This is a genomic window from Streptococcus oralis ATCC 49296 (assembly GCF_000185265.1).
GTDB classification, from domain to species: domain Bacteria; phylum Bacillota; class Bacilli; order Lactobacillales; family Streptococcaceae; genus Streptococcus; species Streptococcus oralis_BC.
The window spans coordinates 878,354-897,185 of record NZ_GL622183.1; the positions used below are offsets into that span (position 1 = coordinate 878,354).

The following is an 18,832-nucleotide window of genomic DNA, read 5'->3' on the forward strand; positions in this document are numbered from 1 at the left end:
GGTCGGGACAAGAATCCCGCCCTTTTTTGTAGCCTTTTGTCAACTGTAGTGAGTTGATGAAACGTAGCTTATAGGAGCGATTTCTGTCCAATCGCCTTTTTCCATCCTCAGACCGAGGTGACTTTTTTGAATTGTGATAAAATAGAAGGGAGAGGATGCATCTATGAAAAAATTTCAAATCTTTTTATTTATTGAAGCCTGTTTATTGACGGGAGCTCTGATTTTGATGGTATCAGAGCATTTTTCGCGTTTTTTGCTGATTCTATTCCTCTTTTTGCTTTTGCTCCGCTATTATACAGGTAAAGAGGGCAACAACGTTTTCCTCCTTGTGGCGACCATTCTTTTCTTTTTTATCGTCATGCTCAATCCCTTTGTGATTTTAGCCATCTTTGTAGCGGTGATCTACAGTCTCTTTCTTCTATATCCAATGATGAATCAAGAAAGAGAGGAGACGGACTTGGTCTTTGAAGAGGTGGTGACGGTTAAAAATGAACGCAATCCTTGGTTTGGTAATCTCCATCATTTCTCTAGTCACCAGACCTGCCAGTTTGACGATATCAACCTCTTTCGCCTCATGGGCAAGGACACCATTCATCTAGAAAGAGTTATCCTAACCAATCATGACAATGTCATTATTCTTAGAAAGATGGTCGGAACGACTAGGATTATCGTGCCCGTAGATGTGGAAATCAGTCTCAGTGTCAACTGCCTCTATGGAGATCTAACTTTCCTCCATCAACCCAAGCGAGCCCTTCGTAATGAACATTATCATCAGGAAACCAGGGACTATCTAAAGAGTAACAAGAGCGTCAAGATTTTCTTGACCAGTATGGTTGGCGATGTGGAGGTGGTCAGAGGATGAAAAAGCAATCGTATCTGTTAATCGGCCTGACTTCTTTCCTCTTTATCCTCTTTTTGACTAATAGTTTACTTGATATTTTTGAACTAGACTGGTCCTATTTGCTACAAGATATCGAAAAAATGGAAAAGTTAGTCTTTTTGGTACTTGTATTTAGCCTCTCCATGACCTTCTTTTTTGTCCTTTTTTGGCGCGTAATTGAAGAAATTTCTCGCAGAAAAATGCAGGTTAATCTCAAGCGACTCCTAGCAGGAAAAGAGGTGGTTGCCTTTGCAGATCCAGACTTGGATGCCAGTTTTAAGTCCTTGTCTGGCAAGCTTAACCTCTTGACAGAAGCTGTTCAAAAGGCTGAAAATCAAGGCCTGGTCAGGGAAGAAGCAATCATCGAGAAAGAACGGAAGCGGATTGCACGTGACTTGCACGATACAGTTAGTCAGGAGTTGTTTGCAGCCCATATGATTTTATCAGGTGTCAGTCAGCAGGCTTTGAAGCTGGATAGAGAAAAGATGCAGACCCAGTTGCAAAGCGTCGCAGCTATCCTAGAGACCGCCCAGAAAGATTTGCGGGTCTTGCTCCTACATTTGCGACCTGTAGAGTTGGAAGAGAAGAGTTTGGTTGAGGGGATTCAAATCCTCTTAAAAGAGCTTGAGGACAAGAGTGATCTCAAGGTTAGTCTCAAGCAGAATGTGTCTAAATTGCCCAAGAAGATTGAAGAACATATCTTCCGTATTTTGCAGGAGTTGATCAGCAATACCCTTCGCCATGCCCAGGCATCTTGCCTAGATGTCTACCTCTATCAGACAGAGGTAGAATTGCAGCTGAAGGTGGTGGACAATGGGATTGGCTTCCAGTTAGGGAGTTTAGATGACTTGAGTTATGGACTGCGAAATATCAAGGAGCGGGTTGAAGATATGGCAGGAACGGTTCAACTCTTGACAGCTCCAAAGCAAGGGCTGGCGGTTGATATCCGTATTCCCTTGCTAGATAAGGAATCATAAAGGAGTAGAGATGAAAATTTTACTTGTAGATGACCATGAAATGGTTCGATTGGGCTTGAAAAGCTATTTTGATCTCCAAGACGATGTGGAAGTTGTGGGCGAGGCTGCCAATGGGGCTCAAGGTATTGACTTGGCCTTGCAACTGCGTCCAGATGTCATTGTCATGGATATTGTCATGCCTGAGATGAATGGGATTGACGCGACCTTGGCCATCCTCAAAGAATGGCCTGAAGCCAAGATATTAATTGTCACCTCTTACTTGGACAATGAAAAAATCATGCCGGTCTTGAACGCGGGCGCTAAAGGCTATATGCTCAAGACTTCAAGTGCAGACGAACTGCTCCACGCTGTCCGTAAGGTGGCAGCGGGCGAACTGGCTATTGAACAAGAGGTCAGCAAGAAGGTTGAATACCACCGCAATCATATGGAACTTCATGAAGAATTGACTGCACGTGAGCGAGATGTACTTCAGCTAATCGCCAAGGGCTACGAAAATCAGCGAATCGCAGATGAACTCTTTATCTCTCTCAAGACGGTCAAGACCCATGTGTCCAATATCCTTGCCAAACTTGAGGTCAGCGATCGCACCCAGGCTGCGGTCTATGCCTTTCAGCACCACTTGGTCGGGCAGGAGGACTTTTAGATGAGTCTTGCAGATTTACTTGTGGAGCTAGAAGCAGCAAAAGACCCTGAAAAAGCAGGGCCTATGGAAGCCTATATGCGCCATCAATTTCCCTTTTTAGGTATTGCAGGTCCTGAAAGAAATGCACTCTATAAAAAATACTTTCCAAGCGTGAAAAAAACAAAGATTATCGATTGGGATTTTGTAGATATTTGCTGGGAAAAGGAACCTAGAGAATACCAATATGTGGCTGCCAACTATTTGAAAGCCATGCAGTCTTATCTAACGAAGGACGATTTGCCTAAACTTGAGCGGCTGGTCGTGACCAAGTCCTGGTGGGACACGGTAGATATCCTAGATCGAGTAGTAGGAAGTTTAGTGGCTAACCATCCGGAACTTGAAGATGTGCTTTTAAAATGGAGCCTATCAGACAATATCTGGCTGAGACGAGTTGCTATTGATCACCAGTTGTTAAGAAAAGAGAAGACAAATGTCCAACTGATGGAAAAGATTCTGCTCAACAATCTGGACCAGACAGAATTTTTTATCAACAAAGCCATCGGCTGGGCTCTAAGAGACTACTCTAAAACCAATCCCGAATGGGTAGCACGTTTTATTGAAAAAAATAAGAAACGAATGGCTGAACTTAGTATCAAGGAAGCGAGCAAGTACCTCTAGCACTATTGAAAAGCGCATTCATTACTTGAAAAAAGTCGCTATTATATGGTATAATGGACTGTATTAAAAATTTTAAGGAGAAATGACAGAATGTCTGTATCATTTGAAAACAAAGAAACAAACCGTGGTGTCTTGACTTTCACTATCTCTCAAGACCAAATCAAACCAGAATTGGACCGTGTATTTAACTCAGTAAAGAAAACTCTTAACGTTCCTGGTTTCCGTAAAGGTCACCTTCCACGCCCTATCTTCGACCAAAAATTTGGTGAAGAAGCTCTTTATCAAGATGCAATGAACGCACTTTTGCCAAACGCTTATGAAGTTGCAGTAAAAGAAGCTGGTCTTGAAGTCGTTGCACAACCAAAAATCGACGTGACTTCAATGGAAAAAGGTCAAGACTGGGTTATCACAGCTGAAGTTGTGACAAAACCTGAAGTTAAATTGGGTGACTACAAAAACCTTGAAGTATCAGTTGATGTAGAAAAAGAAGTAACTGACGCTGACGTTGAAGAACGCATCGAACGCGAACGCAACAACTTGGCTGAATTGGTTATCAAGGAAGGCGCTGCTGAAAATGGCGACACTGTTGTCATCGACTTCGTTGGTTCTATCGACGGTGTTGAATTTGACGGCGGAAAAGGTGAAAACTTCTCACTTGGACTTGGATCAGGTCAATTTATCCCTGGTTTTGAAGACCAATTGGTAGGACACTCAGCTGGCGAAACTGTTGATGTTGTTGTAACATTCCCAGAAGACTACCAAGCAGAAGACCTTGCAGGTAAAGAAGCTAAATTCGTAACAACTATCCACGAAGTAAAAGCTAAAGAAGTTCCAGCTCTTGATGATGAACTTGCAAAAGATATCGACGAAGAAGTGGAAACTCTTGACGAATTGAAAGAAAAATACCGCAAAGAATTGACTGCTGCGAAAGAAGAAGCATACAAAGATGCCGTTGAAGGTGCAGCAATCGATAAAGCTGTAGAAAACGCTGAAATCGTAGAACTTCCAGAAGAAATGATCCACGAAGAAGTTCACCGTTCAGTAAATGAATTCCTTGGAAACTTGCAACGTCAAGGTATCAACCCTGACATGTACTTCCAAATCACTGGAACTACTCAAGAAGACCTTCACAAACAATACGAAGCAGAAGCTGAGTCACGTACGAAGACTAACCTTGTTATCGAAGCAGTTGCCAAAGCTGAAGGATTTGACGCTTCAGAAGAAGAAATCCAAAAAGAAATTGAGCAATTGGCAGCAGACTACAACATGGAAGTTGCACAAGTACAAAACTTGCTTTCAGCTGACATGTTGAAACACGATATCACTATCAAAAAAGCTGTTGAATTGATCACAAGCACTGCAACAGTAAAATAATCTTAAAAGAGAAAAAGCCCACCTGACTAGGTGGGTTTTCTGATGCACTATTTTCCAAAAATCTCTTTAAGGTCTGCGTCTGTAATCCCAATCATAGCGGGAATACTAGACCAGTTTTGCTCGGTGAGGATGTAGGATTGTTCAGAGTCACTTGCTGTGGCAGTTTCAGAGAAGGTTTGTTTACTTTCTTCAATATTATTTTCAATTAAATCACTGAAGCGTTCAATCAGATAGGTCTTGCGAGCAGTTCCGATATGCTTAACTGCATAGTCAAAGGCCTGTAATTCACCAAGAAGGATGAGCTTGCTCTTGGCCCGTGTGATAGCTGTGTAGATGAGATTTCGCTCTAGCATGCGCTTGTTAGCACTGGTGATGGGCAGGATGACAACAGGAAACTCACTTCCCTGAGACTTATGGATGCTCATGGCATAGGCTAGTCGAATCTTGTACCATTCGTTACGTGGGTAGATGACTTCATTTCCATCAAAATCAATGACAATCTCGTCTTGTTTGGACTCGGTGTATTTTCCAGGAATCAGGTCTGTGATGTAGCCTAGGTCTCCGTTAAAGACATTGACTTCAGCGTCGTTGACTAGGTGAATAACCTTGTCCCCTGTTCGATAGTGACACTGAGTTGCTTCAAAGCTAACTTGCCCCTTTTGCTGAGGATTGAGCAGTTCTTGCATGAGTTGGTTGATGGCGTCAATACCAGCAGTTCCTCGATACATAGGCGCTAGCACCTGAATATCGCGCGCCGGAATGCCACTTCTGAGGGCAGCACCGAGGATTTTCTCAATGGTAGCTGGGATATGGCCGCTAGCGATTTCAAAGTAGGAACGGTCAGCTTTTTTCTGGGTAAAGTCGGCTGGCAAGATGCCTTGTCGAATCTGACTCGCCAAGGTAACGATAGTTGATTCTTCGCTCTGACGGTAAATCCGTTCCAAGCGAGTCTGCGGAATCAGGGGTATCTGAAGCAGGTCAGCCAGGACTTGTCCGGGACTAACAGAAGGCAATTGGTCGCTATCCCCTACGATGAGAATTTTACTGTTAGAAGAGATGTTGGAGAAAAGTTGGTTGGCTAGCCAAGTATCCACCATGGAAAACTCATCTACAATGATAAAGTCGGCATCCAGATAATCTTCCAGATGGCTGGTATCATCGTCACCCGTCATTCCCAAATGGCGGTGTATAGTAGCGCTAGGCAAACCTGTCAATTCATTCATGCGCCGAGCCGCTCGACCAGTTGGTGCAGCGAGAAGAATCGGCAGATTGCTTTTCTTCCTGAGGTCAAGTCCTTCTAAAAGTGCATAAACAGCGATAATTCCATTGATAACAGTCGTCTTACCAGTACCAGGTCCACCTGTTAGGATAAAGACCTTGTTCTGGATAGCGTCATAGATAGCCTGCTTTTGAATGTCATCGTACTGGATACCTAATTCTTGCTCGACAGTAGCGATATGCTTTTGAATGGTTTCCAAATCCTGATTTTTCTGCTCTTCTTTTTCAAGGATACGAACCAAGTGACTGCGAATGCCTTCTTCAGCGAAAAAGAGGCTGTTATCAAAGATTTTAGTATCCACCTGTTGAACCTTATCTTCTTCGATCAGATGAGATAATTCCTGAGCTACTTGGCTGGGGTCCAGTTCCACAGGACGGGAAGACTCGAGGAGAGTCAGGGTTTGTTCCAGCAAATCTCGGGCTTCCATATAGGTATCGCCCCTATCCATACATCCCTGAAAAAGACTATGAACAAGGCCAGCACGGAAGCGTTCAGGAGCTTGACTTTCGATGCCTAGTTCGGCAGCTAATTGGTCAGCGATGGTAAAACCCAAGCCTTTGATATCCTCAACTAGTTGGTAGGGATAGTTTTCGACAACATCAAGGGTTTCTTCCTTGTAAAAGTCTTGAATCTGAAAGGCTAATTTATTGGGAATGCCGTAGTTAGCTAGTTTAGCCAAGATCATCTCTGTCCCATAGTTGAGACGGAGGGTAGAGAGGAAAGCCTCACGGTTTTTGGCAGAGAGTCCTGCAATACTTTCTAGCTTTTCAGGATGTTCCAGAATTTCGTCAATGGTATTTTCACCATAGCTATCGACGATTTTCTGAGCCGTTTTGAGACCAATTCCTTTGAAATGGCTACTGGAAAAGTACTTGACGAGGCCCTTGCTAGTTGGTTTTGCCCGCTCATAACGGCTGATCTGAAGCTGTTCCCCATACTTGGAGTGCTGAACGATTTGTCCCCAAAAAGTGTAGTCTTCACCCTCAATCACGTCCGCCATGGTTCCTGTAACGATGATTTCAAAATCGTCAAAGTCCTCCGCGTCCGTATCTTCGATATCTAGGAGGAGGATGCGATAGAAATTACTGACATTTTCAAAAATAATCCGTTCAATGGTGCCTGAAAAATAAACTTCCATAGGTTTCCTTTACATGAGTTCGTGAGAATTGTACCCTTAGCTTCTTTCAACAAGCTAGGAGACTAAAAGGTCTTCTTCTCGCAATAGAAAAAGAGACTGAGACTTAGCATTCTCGGCCTCTTCCTTATCTTAAAAAGTTCCGATACGGTTAAGTGGCCAGAAACGGAATTTTGCTTCGCCTTTGATATCGCTGGTCTTGAAGGTACCAACATGGCGGCTGTCGCTAGAGACTAGACGATCGTCACCAAGTAGAAGGTATTCGCCTTGAGGGACAGTAAAGCTGAAGCTGGTATTGGAATTGACATCGACCGTAAAGGCTTGTGCTTTTTGAGCAAGTTCTCTAAAGTAAACTCCCTTATTGCCTTCAAATCCTTTTCCAGTATAGGTGTTTTGCAACTTTTCTGTTTTGAACAAGTTGAGATATTCAGCTAGGTAAGGTTCATTCGTTTCTTCACCGTTGATAAAGAGTTTGTCATTTTCGTAGCGGATGGTATCTCCAGGCATACCGATAACCCTTTTGACAATGTCTTTATTTCCGTCTTCCTCATGCGCAACCACGATGTCGAAGCGGTCAATTGGGAGGTGTTTAACAACGAAGAGAACTTCTCCGTCGGCTAGGGTAGGGTCCATCGAATGTCCTTCCACACGGACATTGCTCCAAAGGAAGATGCGGCTAAGACCTACCAGTGCGATAACCAGGAAGATGACTCCCCATTCTTTTATAAATGATTTTAAATAGTTCATGGTTTACCTCTATAGAAGTTTTTTTGCTTTTTCAGTGTTTTTAAAATGCAGTTTGGCGCAGAAATGAAGTCCCTTCATACCATAGGCTTGAAGGATTTTGCTGGCAACCTTATCAGATGCAGTTCCAGCGCCACTTGGCAGTTGATAGCCTAGTTCTCGTCCAAGATTTTCCAAGTTTTCGAGGAAGAGATCACGCGCGATGATGGAGCTAACGGCAACAGCCAGGTATTTGCCCTCGGCTTTTTCTTCCAAAGTGATCTTGTTTGGAACATGATTGGCTTCCATCGCCAAGTACTTGTCATAGTTTTTAGCGCTTGTAAAAGCATCAATCACGATTTTTTCTGGCTGGACTCCTTTTTGAAGGAGGAGAAAGATAGCCTGATTATGAAGGGCAACTTTTACAGAAACAGCATTGTAACGCTCTCCGATAACTTCGTTGTACTTGCTCGGTGAAAGGAGGAGCGCTTGGTGCTGGATTTTTTCCTTAAGGATAGGGGCAATCTGACGAATCTTTTGGTCAGTCAAGGTTTTTGAATCCCCTACGCCGAGTTTTCGCAAGAAGTCGTGCTGGTCAGGTGTCACGAAGGAAGCCACAACAGCCAGCCCACCAAAGTAGGAACCATTTCCCACCTCATCAGTCCCAATCATAGGAAAATCTTGTCCACTGGTTTCCTCTACAACTTGATAGCCAAAGAAACTAGCGTATTGCTCAGCAGCTTCGCCTTGCAGGAGAACTTTTCCAGAAGTATAGATGGAAACTGTTGCCTGAGGCAGTCTCAAAAAATAGCGAATATAAGGATTTTTACTAGGACTGAGAGCCTTCTGATACTGACTTAAAAAGCTCTGAATTTCCTGTTCACTTGGTGTGAGTGTGATACTTGCCATAGTCTCTATTGTACCACAAAAGCAGGAGAATTGGTAAAAACTGACAAAGTTAGCGAAATTTGGTATAATATCGTGAGGTGAATTTTATGGCAAATCTAAATCGATATAAGTTTACATTCGGAAAAAAGACATTAACCTTAACAACCGAGCATGACAACCTCTTTATGGAGGAAATTGCCAAGGTTGCGACTGAAAAATACCAAGCAATTAAAGAACAAATGCCTGGGGCGGATGATGAAACCATTGCGCTTCTTTTGGCGGTTAATTGTCTGTCTACACAACTCAACCGTGAGATTGAATTTGATGACAAGGAGCAAGAGTTGTTAGAACTCCGCCACAAGTTGATTGCTGTCAAACAAGAACAGAGCAAGATTGAGGACTCCCTATGATTTCAATCCTACTCTTATTGGTTCTGGCTTGGGGCTTTTACATCGGCTACCGTAGAGGTTTGGTCCTGCAAGTTTATTATTTCCTCGTGGCAGTGATTTCAGCCTTTGTTGCGGGACAGTTTTATAAATCACTGGGCGACCACTTCCACTTGCTTGTCCCTTATGCCAATCCTCAGGAAGGACAGGGAACCTTTTTCTTCCCTTCAGACCAGCTGTTTCATCTAGACAAGGTCTTTTATGCGGGTCTAGCCTATCTTTTAGTTTTCGGAATTTGTTATAGTATCGGACGTTTTATCGGTTTGTTCCTGCACTTGATTCCAACTAAAAAGCTCGATGTCAAATGGTTGCGTATCGGATCAGGCCTTTTGTCTCTATTGGTAACCTTATTTGTCTTGCAAATGGCTCTGACCATCCTTGCAACAGTGCCTCTGGCAGTCATTCAAAATTCACTCGAAAAAAGTATAGTAGCCAAACATATCATCCAAAGTGTCCCTTTTACGACAAACCTTATCAAACAACTTTGGGTGACAAATTTAATCGGATAAAAAGGGCGGGATTTTTCCTAGCCCTTTGTTTACAGATTGGGGGACTAGGTCAAAACCTCTAGTTGCTATAATCTTATAAACAAGCATACAAGGAAAGAATATGAATACAAAAATACTAGAAACCTTAGAATTTAATAAAATCAAAGCCTTGTTTGAACCGCATCTCTTGACAGAACAAGGACTAGAGGAGCTAAAAGGCTTGGCTCCAACTGCCAAGGTGGACAAGATCAAGCAAGCCTTTACAGAGATGGAGGAAATGCAAGCCCTTTTTGTGGAGCAACCCCACTTTACCATCCTAGCGACACGTGAGATTTCAGCTGTCTGTAAGCGTCTGGAGATGGGAGCGGACCTCAATATTGAGGAGTTCCTGCTCCTCAAACGAGTCTTGCTGGCTAGCAGAGAGTTGCAAGGCTTTTATACCAATCTCGAAAACGTACGCTTGGAGCAGTTGGCGAGATGGTTTGAAAAACTACATGATTTCCCACACTTGCAAGGGAGTCTCCAAGCCCTAAATGATGCAGGATTTATCGAAAATTTTGCCAGTGAAGAACTAGCACGTATCCGTCGGAAAATCCATGATAGCGAGAGTCAAGTTCGAGATGTCTTGCAAGACTTGCTCAAACAAAAAGCTCAGATGTTGACGGAGGGCATAATCGCTAGCCGAAATGGTCGTCAAGTCTTACCTGTCAAGAATACCTATCGTAATAAGATTGCAGGTGTTGTCCATGACATCTCTGCTAGTGGGAATACGGTCTATATCGAGCCACGTGAGGTGGTCAAGCTGAGCGAAGAAATCGCCAGTCTGCGAGCAGACGAACGCTATGAGATGATTCGCATCCTGCAGGAACTATCGGAACGGGTTCGTCCTCATGCTGCTGAGATTGCTAATGACGCTTGGATCATCGGTCATCTGGATCTGATTCGTGCCAAGGTACGTTTCATCCAAGAAAGACAAGCAGTTGTTCCTCAACTTTCAGAGAATCAGGAGATTCAACTCCTTCATGTTCGCCATCCTTTGGTCAAAAATGCTGTCGCAAACGATGTACACTTTGGTAAGGAATTAACGGCCATTGTCATTACAGGTCCCAATACTGGTGGGAAGACCATCATGCTCAAAACCCTGGGCTTGACTCAACTCATGGCCCAGTCTGGCTTGCCAATCTTAGCTGATAAAGGAAGCCGTGTTGGTATTTTCGAGGAAATCTTCGCGGATATTGGCGATGAGCAGTCTATCGAACAAAGCTTGTCTACCTTCTCCAGCCACATGACCAATATCGTAGATATTCTTGGCAAGGTCAATCAACATTCACTCTTACTTTTGGATGAGTTGGGGGCAGGTACCGATCCGCAGGAAGGAGCAGCGCTTGCTATGGCTATTCTGGAGGATCTTCGTCTGCGTCAGGTCAAGACTATGGCTACGACCCACTATCCAGAGCTCAAGGCCTACGGTATTGAGACAGCCTTTGTGCAAAATGCCAGCATGGAGTTTGATACTGCCAGTCTGCGTCCGACCTATCGCTTTATGCAGGGAGTTCCTGGCCGAAGCAACGCCTTTGAAATTGCCAAACGCCTTGGCTTGTCAGATGTCATTGTGGGAGATGCCAGCCAGCAGGTCAATCAAGATAATGACGTCAACCGTATCATTGAGCAATTGGAAGAGCAAACGCTTGAAAGTCGCAAACGCTTGGACAATATCCGTGAGGTGGAGCAAGAAAACCTTAAGATGAACCGAGCACTCAAAAAACTTTACAACGAGCTCAATCGTGAAAAGGAAACTGAGCTCAACAAGGCGCGTGAACAAGCTGCCGAGATTGTGGAACTCGCTCTAAGTGAAAGTGATCAGATTCTCAAAAATCTCCATAGTAAGTCTCAACTCAAACCCCACGAAATCATTGAAGCCAAGGCTGAGCTGAAGAAATTGGCCCCTGAAAAAGTCGACTTGTCTAAAAACAAGGTCCTTCAAAAGGCCAAGAAAAAACGAGCTCCAAAGATGGGAGATGACATTGTGGTCCTCAGTTATGGTCAACGTGGAACCTTGACCAATCAGCTTAAGGACGGCCGTTGGGAAGCCCAAGTCGGTTTGATCAAGATGACCTTGGAAGAGAAAGAATTTGACCTTGTTCAGGCTCAGCAAGAAACCCCAGTCAAGAAAAAACAAGTCAATGTCGTCAAACGAGCTTCTGGTCGTGGTCCGCAAGCGAGACTGGATCTCCGAGGTAAACGGTACGAAGAGGCTATGAATGAGCTGGACGCCTTTATCGACCAAGCCCTGCTTAATAACATGGCGCAAGTCGACATTATCCATGGTATCGGAACAGGAGTCATCCGTGAGGGCGTCACCAAATACCTGCAAAGAAACAAGCATGTCAAGAGTTTTGGCTATGCTCCACAAAATGCTGGAGGCAGTGGTGCCACCATTGTGACCTTTAAAGGTTAAAAAAGAGTACGTCTCTTTTTTTGAAAAAGAAGTGAAAATCCATCTTTTTTCAAATAATATATTGACAAAGACTAACTTTTCTTGTAAAATAATAAAAAATAAAATACCAACACCGAATGAAGTTTAATAGAAGTGGAGAAAGGTTTGTTTTCCATGACTGTAAATGGACGGAACTCTGGAGAGACCGTAAAGGCACCGAAGGGGCAAGGCAGGCAACTGCTCAAACTCTCAGGTAAAAGGACAGAGCTAGGATAGACCGCTTTTAGGCATTTATCTAAGCATTCCAGAGTACATGTATCTTGCATGTGCTCTTTCTTTTGGGGTTGAAAGATAGGAGAAGGACATGTTAGAATTGCTTAAAGCGCTTGATGCTTTCGTTTGGGGGCCTCCCCTCTTGATCTTATTGGTCGGAACGGGTATCTATTTGACCATCCGACTAGGACTTTTGCAGGTGGCTCGTCTCCCTAAGGCCTTTCAGCTGATCTTTACCAAGGATAAGGGGCATGGCGATGTGTCGAGCTTTGCTGCTCTCTGTACGGCTCTAGCAGCCACCGTTGGTACGGGAAATATCATCGGAGTGGCGACAGCCATTAAGGTTGGGGGACCAGGGGCCCTCTTTTGGATGTGGATGGCGGCCTTCTTTGGGATGGCGACCAAATATGCCGAAGGCTTGTTGGCCATCAAATATCGCACAAAGGATGCAAATGGAGCTGTAGCTGGAGGACCCATGCATTACATCCTTTTGGGGATGGGAGAAAAGTGGCGTCCACTTGCTATCTTCTTTGCCCTAGCGGGTGTATTGGTAGCCCTTCTAGGGATTGGTACCTTTACCCAAGTCAATTCGATTACAGAATCCATTCAAAATACAGCCCAAGTTGATCCAGCTATCACAGCTCTGATTTTATCCATTTTGGTGGGTGTTGCTGTCTTTGGTGGCCTCAAGTCCATATCAAAAGTTTCGACAGCAGTGGTTCCTTTTATGGCTATTGTCTATATTTTAGGGACTCTTACAGTTATTCTCTTTAATATCGAGAAAATCCCAGCCACACTTGCCCTCATCTTTACTTCAGCCTTTAGTCCAACTGCTGCGGTAGGTGGTTTTGCAGGTGCCAGTATTCGGATGGCTATCCAAAATGGTGTGGCGCGGGGAGTCTTCTCTAACGAATCTGGTCTTGGTTCTGCTCCCATTGCAGCGGCTGCAGCTAAGACAAATGAGCCTGTCGAGCAAGGCTTGATTTCCATGACAGGAACCTTTATTGATACCCTCATTATCTGTACGTTGACTGGTTTAACAATCTTGGTAACTGGGGTTTGGAGTGGTGATTTGAATGGGGTTGCCTTGACCCAGTCAGCCTTTTCAACAGTTTTTTCATATTTTGGACCTTCCCTCTTGACCATTTTCCTTGTACTCTTTGCCTTTACGACGATTCTCGGATGGAACTACTACGGAGAACGCTGTTTTGAGTTTCTCTTTGGTGTTCGTTTTATCTGGCTTTACCGTGTAGTCTTTGTAGTCATGGTCTTGTTGGGAGGATTTATCGAGTTGGATATGGTCTGGATTATTGCAGATATCGTCAATGCCTTGATGGCTTTACCAAACTTGATTGCCCTCTTAGTCTTATCGCCAGTCGTCATTGCTGAGACTAAACAGTATTTTAAACACTAATCCAATCACACTTTTGGTGTGATTTTTTCATTTCATAAACATTTCCTATCAAGGCGATTGAAAATATATATTATCCAAGTGGAAAATTCTATGATAGACTAAATGACAATAAAATGAAAAGAGGTTTCTTATGACAACATTTACCATCCACACAGTAGAATCAGCACCAGCAGAAGTGAAAGAAGTTCTTGAAACAGTACAAAAAGATAACAATGGCTATATTCCCAACCTAATCGGTCTCTTGGCCAATGCCCCAACCGCGCTTGAAGCTTACCGAACTGTCGGAGCCATCAACCGCCGCAATAGCCTGACACCAGTGGAACGCGAAGTAGTACAAATCACAGCTGCCGTAACCAATGGTTGTGCTTTCTGCGTCGCAGGTCATACAGCCTTTTCAATCAAACAAATCCAGATGAATGATGATCTTCTCCAAGCTCTCCGCAACCGCACTCCGATTGAAACAGATCCAAAACTAGATACTCTAGCTAAGTTTACCTTGGCGGTCATCAATACCAAAGGGCGTGTAGGAGATGAAGCCTTGGCTGAATTTTTGGAAGCTGGCTACACGCAACAAAATGCCTTGGACGTGGTTCTCGGTGTTAGTCTTGCCAGCCTTTGTAACTATGCAAACAACCTAGCCAATACGCCTATTAACCCAGAATTACAACCTTATGCCTAGTTCGAATCAGAAAGAAAAAATGAAGACTGAGCAATCCAGTCTTCATTTTTCTATGCTATTTTAAGCGCTTTTATGCTATACTAATAATAACATGATTATTGGAGGCTCGAATGAAAAAGCTCCCCTTAGTATTTTCTGGTTGTTTGTTGGGTTTAGCAGGTGCAGGAAATCTGATTGCAGATACTTTGCCTGTTCTGTCGCATTTATTGAGTCTGACTGGTCTAGTGTTGTGGATTTTCTTTCTTGTTGTTCATCTTTTTAATTGGGAAGAAACCAAGAAAGAATTGACCAAGCCCCCTCTTTTATCTGGGATGGCCACCTTTCCCATGGCTGGGATGATTTTAGCGACCTATGTCTTTCGCGTATTCCCTGCTCTTCATTTGGTAGCACAAGGGATCTGGTGGTTTTCATTTCTCTTGGATTTGACTTTGATTGCTACTTTTACCATCAAATTTGCCTGTCCAGGTCGGAGGGTCAATGCGACTCCTAGCTGGACGGTACTCTATGTGGGGATAGCAGTAGCAGCCTTGACCTATCCTCTTGTCGGTATCATTGAAATTGCCTATGCGACCTTGAGTTTTGGTTTTGTCTTGACCTTCTATCTCTATCCCCTTATTTATAGTGATTTAAAGAAAGATCCACTCCCAGTGGCCTTGCTTGGACAGGAAGGAATCTACTGTGCTCCCTTTTCCCTACTCTTGGCTTCTCTAGTTCGAGTTGGAGGAGCAAGCCTACCGACTTGGCTCTTGATTGTCATGATTTTGGCATCTCAATCCTTCTTTTTCTTTGTTTTAACTCGCCTACCCAATATTTTAAAACAAGGATTTCAACCAGCCTTCTCAGCCCTCACCTTCCCAACCATTATCACAGCTACCTCGCTCAAGATGGCTCAGGGAATTTTGAAACTTCCATTTCTGGATTATCTGGTCTTGGCTGAAACCGTTATTTGCCTCACTATTTTATTCTTTGTCTTGGTTGGTTATCTGATTTGGTTACGAAAAAAGGTCTAGCTAGAAATAGCTAGGCCTTATTTTTATGGTTTGATAACTTCAGCGCCACCCATGTATGGACGAAGAGCTTCTGGAATGGTTACAGAACCATCTTCATTTTGGTAGTTTTCAAGAATAGCAGCAACCGTACGTCCAACCGCAAGTCCAGAACCGTTCAAGGTGTGAAGGAGTTTCACCTTACCATCGGCTTCATCACGGTAACGGATTTGGGCACGACGGGCTTGGAAATCTTCTGTGTTTGAACAGCTTGAGATTTCACGATAGGTATTTTGGGCTGGAATCCAAACTTCCAAGTCGTAAGTCTTAGCAGCTGAGAAGCCCATGTCCCCAGTAGAGAGGGCAACGACACGGTATGGAAGGTTGAGTTTTTGAAGAATATTTTCAGCGTTGGCTGTCATTTTTTCTAATTCTTCGTATGATTCTTCTGGTTTGGCAAATTTGACCATTTCAACCTTGTGGAATTGGTGCAGACGAATCAAGCCACGTGTATCACGACCAGCTGAACCAGCCTCAGAACGGAATGAAGGACTCATAGCAGTGAAGTAGATTGGTAGGTCTTTACCGTCAAGGATTTCATCACGGTAGTAGTTTGTAAGAGGCACTTCAGCTGTAGGAATGAGGACATAATTAGTGGCTTTCAATTCAAAAGTATCATCCTTAAATTTTGGATAATTTCCGGTACCAAACATTGAGTCATGGTTAACCATGTAAGGCGTGATGACTTCCGTATAGCCCTCTTTACCATGCTCATCCAACATGAAGTTGTAGATAGCGCGTTCCAAACGAGCCCCAAGTCCTTTATAGAAGAGGAAACGAGCGCCTGTTACTTTACCGCCACGTTCCCAGTCAAGGATACCCAAGTCTTCACCAAGATCCCAGTGAGCTTTTGGTTCAAAGTCAAACTCGCGCGGAGTCCCCCAACGGCGGACTTCCACATTGTCATCTTCGTCGGCTCCGATAGGAACACTGTCAGCAGGGATATTTGGAAGAGTAGTGGTAAATTCCGTCAATTTAGAATCGATGTCCGCCAATTCCGCATCCAAGGCTTTGACTTCAGCAGATAAGGTTTGCATCGCAGCAATCTTGTCATCTGCATTTTCCTTGTTTCGCTTGGCTTGGGCAATCTCAGCAGAAACTGTGTTACGTTCTGCTTTGAGCGTTTCAACCTTGACCAAGATGTCACGACGTTTAGCATCGATTTTTTTCATCTCATTTAAGATAGCAGGATCTACACCACGTGTAGCTAATTTTTCAGCGACAGCATCAAAATCTGTACGAATACGTTTAATATCTAACATAAGAACTCCTTTATGAAAAAAAGCACACCTGACAAAGTGTTGGAGTGGCAGGGCCACGGTTCCATCCAACTTCACAGGTGTGCACTTGATTGAGTATTTAATTGTTAACAACGGTAGAATTTCACCTATCCCTCCTATCTGCTCGCAGCACCCGCAGACTTTCTGAAAGAAGGAAATAACTTACTTATCCGTTGCTATGATTATACTAAAGTTTCTACTTTTTTGCAAATAGATTTTTAAATTTTTGACCAATGGTCTGAATCAAAGTAGGAAGTTTGACAACCTTATCGTTTCCTAATTTTTTCCGAGCGATTTTGAGGATAGTCCCAGAGTCTTTTGAGGCAAAGAGGAATTTACCTTGATCAGTGAAGACTTCAAAGTGACGGCTGATCTTGCGACCACTTACGTTAGCTCCTATTTGCTGAATGCTGGACCAAGGGATTTGGATATATTGTTCGACATTGACATCAGGATAAAACTCTAAGGCTTGATCCCCGACTAAAAATTTTCCAACTTTTCCAGAGATAGAGAGGTAAGATGTCCCAGTGGTTTGGAGGTCAATGACTTGATTGAGTGATTGGGCCATGATTAGTCTTCCTTACTTTCACCGAAAAAGGCATGATAGAGAGCCTTGATAGCTGCTTTTTCTTGCTCTTTATTGACAACAAACATGATGGAAACTTCACTTGAACCTTGGGACATCATCTGGATGTTGATTTTATTCTCAGACAAAGCACGTGTTGCAGTAGCAGTTACCCCGATATGGCTCTTCATCTTTTCTCCGACAATCATAATGATGGAAAGGTCATGTTCGATTTCAGCATGGTCCACTTCAGCTTTTTGAACGAGTTGACGTAGAATTTCTTCTTCTTTGATAGGAGTCAATTCGCGGGAGCGGAGGATGATTGAAAGATCGTCAATACCTGTAGGCATGTGTTCCCAACCGATGTTGAGGTCCTCAAGGATTTGAAGAACCTTGCGACCAAACCCGACTTCACGGTTCATGAGGTATTTTGACATGTTGATGCTGACGAATCCTGAGTCACCCGCAATCCCTACTACTGGGAATTTATCACTACTGTGTTCTAAAACAATGCGTGTTCCTGGGTGGTCAGGGTTGTTGGTATTCTTGATGACAAGAGGAATTTTTCCTCGGTAGGCAGGAAGAAGGGCTTCGTCATGAAGGACTGAGAATCCAGCGTAAGCCAACTCACGCATTTCACGGTAGGTTAATTCAGGAATGGAGTGTGGTTGGTGGATAATACCAGGATGGGCAGCAAAGATACCATCTACGTCTGTAAAGTTCTCATAGAGATCAGCCTTAACACCTGCTGCAATGATAGAACCTGTAATATCTGAACCTCCACGTGAAAAAGTACAGATTTGATTTTCCTTAGTCACACCAAAGAAACCAGGGATGACAAGGACTTCGTTGCTATCAGCCAAGCCTTCAATCTTGTCATAACTAGATGGAATGATGCGTGCGTTTCCTGGTTCACTTGTGACAACAATCCCAGCTTCTCTTGGGTGAACATAGCGTGCATCAATGCCGTTTTGGTTAAAGTAGGCTGCAATCAATTTGGCATTGTTATTTTCTCCAGCCGCTAGGAAGGTATCATAGAGAAATTCATTGTCCTCTATAGGAAGAGTTGCCAAGGCCCGAATACTTTTAGAGATTTTTTCTAAAACAGCAGGTTTTAACCCTAGTTCACTAACCATAGCGGCATAACGGTCAATGATCCAGCTTTGGCTAGCACTGATGTCATTTCCAGCCACATAGTCACGATAGTATTTGATCAAGGCATCGGTCACCTTGGTATCTTCAGCATTGCGTTTGCCGGGTGCAGAAACGACTACAAAACGGCGTTCTTTATCACTTTTAACGATGTTTAAAACTTTTTCTAACTGACCAGCAGAGGCAAGCGAGCTTCCGCCAAATTTTACAACCTTCATAAGGACTCCTCAAGTAAGTATTTTATACGATTATAGCAGAAAGAGGGGTATTTTTCAATGAAGAAAATAACTTCCTATTATAATAGAAGAAAACACTAACTTATTCTGAAAAGCAATAACGGCTTAAAAGTAAATGAGTAAAATTTCTCTCACATTCATAATGAAGGAGGAAAATAATCAGCTGAGACACTTTCCTTTAGTTTTTCCTTGCCTCTTTATCCAAAAAAAGGTATACTTTGATGATAAAACAATTTTATTGCCTTATAAAAGAAAAGGAG

Annotated in this window: 17 protein-coding genes and 1 riboswitch; of the genes, 11 read left to right on the top strand and 6 right to left on the bottom strand. The window is 43.4% G+C overall.

Going from position 1 to position 18,832, the window contains the following annotated elements; all coding sequences use genetic code 11:
* Window positions 1-163 precede the first annotated feature (163 nt).
* From liaF to tig, 5 genes are all read left to right on the top strand, one after another.
* The gene (gene liaF / locus HMPREF8578_RS06535; protein WP_000714489.1) at window positions 164-862 is read left to right on the top strand and encodes a cell wall-active antibiotics response protein LiaF; all 699 of its coding nucleotides are present in this window, start codon (window positions 164-166) and stop codon (window positions 860-862) included.
* Window positions 859-1,857: an envelope stress sensor histidine kinase LiaS gene (locus HMPREF8578_RS06540; protein WP_000744926.1), complete on the top strand. Its 999-nt coding sequence runs from the start codon at window positions 859-861 to the stop codon at window positions 1,855-1,857. The genes liaF and HMPREF8578_RS06540 overlap by 4 nt, the downstream gene beginning before the upstream one ends.
* A 10-nt stretch (window positions 1,858-1,867) precedes the next feature.
* Window positions 1,868-2,500 (top strand): response regulator transcription factor, encoded by a 633-nt coding sequence (locus tag HMPREF8578_RS06545; RefSeq protein WP_000698408.1) that lies wholly within the window; start codon window positions 1,868-1,870, stop codon window positions 2,498-2,500.
* A complete protein-coding gene (locus HMPREF8578_RS06550) occupies window positions 2,501-3,157 on the top strand; it encodes a DNA alkylation repair protein (protein ID WP_000050043.1) in 657 nt (218 codons plus the stop codon).
* A 90-nt stretch (window positions 3,158-3,247) separates the two neighbouring features.
* Window positions 3,248-4,531 (top strand): trigger factor, encoded by a 1,284-nt coding sequence (gene tig, locus HMPREF8578_RS06555; protein ID WP_000116508.1) that lies wholly within the window; start codon window positions 3,248-3,250, stop codon window positions 4,529-4,531.
* 47 nt (window positions 4,532-4,578) lie between these two features.
* Here the strand turns inward: tig and recD2 are convergent, their stop codons facing one another.
* From recD2 to rnhC, 3 genes are all read right to left on the bottom strand, one after another.
* On the bottom strand, window positions 4,579-6,948 hold the full coding sequence (gene recD2, locus HMPREF8578_RS06560) for an SF1B family DNA helicase RecD2 (RefSeq protein WP_000454531.1): 2,370 nt from the start codon (window positions 6,946-6,948) through the stop codon (window positions 4,579-4,581).
* Window positions 6,949-7,077: 129 nt separating this feature from the next.
* Complete coding sequence (gene lepB / locus HMPREF8578_RS06565; protein WP_001108433.1) at window positions 7,078-7,692, bottom strand: signal peptidase I; 615 nt, start codon at window positions 7,690-7,692, stop codon at window positions 7,078-7,080.
* Between the two features lie 9 nt (window positions 7,693-7,701).
* On the bottom strand, window positions 7,702-8,577 hold the full coding sequence (gene rnhC, locus HMPREF8578_RS06570; RefSeq protein ID WP_000146900.1) for a ribonuclease HIII: 876 nt from the start codon (window positions 8,575-8,577) through the stop codon (window positions 7,702-7,704).
* 86 nt (window positions 8,578-8,663) lie between these two features.
* On the opposite strand from rnhC, the gene zapA reads away from it, so the two are divergent.
* The 6 genes from zapA to HMPREF8578_RS06600 all read left to right on the top strand — a co-directional run bounded on the left by zapA (window position 8,664) and on the right by HMPREF8578_RS06600 (window position 15,303).
* Complete coding sequence (gene zapA, locus HMPREF8578_RS06575) at window positions 8,664-8,966, top strand: cell division protein ZapA (protein ID WP_000002028.1); 303 nt, start codon at window positions 8,664-8,666, stop codon at window positions 8,964-8,966.
* Complete coding sequence (locus HMPREF8578_RS06580) at window positions 8,963-9,511, top strand: CvpA family protein (RefSeq protein ID WP_000623538.1); 549 nt, start codon at window positions 8,963-8,965, stop codon at window positions 9,509-9,511. Before zapA ends, HMPREF8578_RS06580 begins: the two co-directional genes overlap by 4 nt.
* A gap of 100 nt (window positions 9,512-9,611) precedes the next feature.
* On the top strand, window positions 9,612-11,948 hold the full coding sequence (locus HMPREF8578_RS06585; protein ID WP_001092922.1) for an endonuclease MutS2: 2,337 nt from the start codon (window positions 9,612-9,614) through the stop codon (window positions 11,946-11,948).
* Between the two features lie 165 nt (window positions 11,949-12,113).
* Window positions 12,114-12,202: riboswitch (glycine riboswitch) on the top strand.
* Window positions 12,203-12,291: 89 nt separating this feature from the next.
* Window positions 12,292-13,614 carry an alanine/glycine:cation symporter family protein gene (locus HMPREF8578_RS06590; protein WP_000891450.1) on the top strand — a complete coding sequence of 441 codons (1,323 nt, stop codon included), beginning with the start codon at window positions 12,292-12,294 and terminating at the stop codon, window positions 13,612-13,614.
* A gap of 130 nt (window positions 13,615-13,744) precedes the next feature.
* Window positions 13,745-14,293 carry a carboxymuconolactone decarboxylase family protein gene (locus HMPREF8578_RS06595; RefSeq protein WP_000206774.1) on the top strand — a complete coding sequence of 183 codons (549 nt, stop codon included), beginning with the start codon at window positions 13,745-13,747 and terminating at the stop codon, window positions 14,291-14,293.
* 110 nt (window positions 14,294-14,403) lie between these two features.
* Window positions 14,404-15,303: a TDT family transporter gene (locus HMPREF8578_RS06600; RefSeq protein WP_000735933.1), complete on the top strand. Its 900-nt coding sequence runs from the start codon at window positions 14,404-14,406 to the stop codon at window positions 15,301-15,303.
* Window positions 15,304-15,326: 23 nt separating this feature from the next.
* On the opposite strand, the gene serS is transcribed toward HMPREF8578_RS06600, so the two are convergent.
* The 3 genes from serS to HMPREF8578_RS06615 all read right to left on the bottom strand — a co-directional run bounded on the left by serS (window position 15,327) and on the right by HMPREF8578_RS06615 (window position 18,554).
* The gene (gene serS, locus HMPREF8578_RS06605; RefSeq protein ID WP_000884239.1) at window positions 15,327-16,601 is read right to left on the bottom strand and encodes a serine--tRNA ligase; all 1,275 of its coding nucleotides are present in this window, start codon (window positions 16,599-16,601) and stop codon (window positions 15,327-15,329) included.
* Between the two features lie 214 nt (window positions 16,602-16,815).
* Window positions 16,816-17,187: a DUF956 family protein gene (locus tag HMPREF8578_RS06610; RefSeq protein ID WP_000079381.1), complete on the bottom strand. Its 372-nt coding sequence runs from the start codon at window positions 17,185-17,187 to the stop codon at window positions 16,816-16,818.
* Window positions 17,188-17,189: 2 nt separating this feature from the next.
* Window positions 17,190-18,554 carry an aspartate kinase gene (locus tag HMPREF8578_RS06615; RefSeq protein ID WP_000869634.1) on the bottom strand — a complete coding sequence of 455 codons (1,365 nt, stop codon included), beginning with the start codon at window positions 18,552-18,554 and terminating at the stop codon, window positions 17,190-17,192.
* Window positions 18,555-18,832 lie beyond the last annotated feature (278 nt).

What these genes read in the sequence shown, in the direction of transcription:
- liaF (WP_000714489.1), top strand. Translation starts at nt 164, where the DNA reads ATGAAAAAATTTCAAATCTTTTTATTTATTGAAGCCTGTTTATTGACG.
- HMPREF8578_RS06540 (WP_000744926.1), top strand. Translation starts at nt 859, where the DNA reads ATGAAAAAGCAATCGTATCTGTTAATCGGCCTGACTTCTTTCCTCTTT.
- HMPREF8578_RS06545 (WP_000698408.1), top strand. Translation starts at nt 1,868, where the DNA reads ATGAAAATTTTACTTGTAGATGACCATGAAATGGTTCGATTGGGCTTG.
- HMPREF8578_RS06550 (WP_000050043.1), top strand. Translation starts at nt 2,501, where the DNA reads ATGAGTCTTGCAGATTTACTTGTGGAGCTAGAAGCAGCAAAAGACCCT.
- tig (WP_000116508.1), top strand. Translation starts at nt 3,248, where the DNA reads ATGTCTGTATCATTTGAAAACAAAGAAACAAACCGTGGTGTCTTGACT.
- recD2 (WP_000454531.1), bottom strand. Translation starts at nt 6,948, where the DNA reads ATGGAAGTTTATTTTTCAGGCACCATTGAACGGATTATTTTTGAAAAT.
- lepB (WP_001108433.1), bottom strand. Translation starts at nt 7,692, where the DNA reads ATGAACTATTTAAAATCATTTATAAAAGAATGGGGAGTCATCTTCCTG.
- rnhC (WP_000146900.1), bottom strand. Translation starts at nt 8,577, where the DNA reads ATGGCAAGTATCACACTCACACCAAGTGAACAGGAAATTCAGAGCTTT.
- zapA (WP_000002028.1), top strand. Translation starts at nt 8,664, where the DNA reads ATGGCAAATCTAAATCGATATAAGTTTACATTCGGAAAAAAGACATTA.
- HMPREF8578_RS06580 (WP_000623538.1), top strand. Translation starts at nt 8,963, where the DNA reads ATGATTTCAATCCTACTCTTATTGGTTCTGGCTTGGGGCTTTTACATC.
- HMPREF8578_RS06585 (WP_001092922.1), top strand. Translation starts at nt 9,612, where the DNA reads ATGAATACAAAAATACTAGAAACCTTAGAATTTAATAAAATCAAAGCC.
- HMPREF8578_RS06590 (WP_000891450.1), top strand. Translation starts at nt 12,292, where the DNA reads ATGTTAGAATTGCTTAAAGCGCTTGATGCTTTCGTTTGGGGGCCTCCC.
- HMPREF8578_RS06595 (WP_000206774.1), top strand. Translation starts at nt 13,745, where the DNA reads ATGACAACATTTACCATCCACACAGTAGAATCAGCACCAGCAGAAGTG.
- HMPREF8578_RS06600 (WP_000735933.1), top strand. Translation starts at nt 14,404, where the DNA reads ATGAAAAAGCTCCCCTTAGTATTTTCTGGTTGTTTGTTGGGTTTAGCA.
- serS (WP_000884239.1), bottom strand. Translation starts at nt 16,601, where the DNA reads ATGTTAGATATTAAACGTATTCGTACAGATTTTGATGCTGTCGCTGAA.
- HMPREF8578_RS06610 (WP_000079381.1), bottom strand. Translation starts at nt 17,187, where the DNA reads ATGGCCCAATCACTCAATCAAGTCATTGACCTCCAAACCACTGGGACA.
- HMPREF8578_RS06615 (WP_000869634.1), bottom strand. Translation starts at nt 18,554, where the DNA reads ATGAAGGTTGTAAAATTTGGCGGAAGCTCGCTTGCCTCTGCTGGTCAG.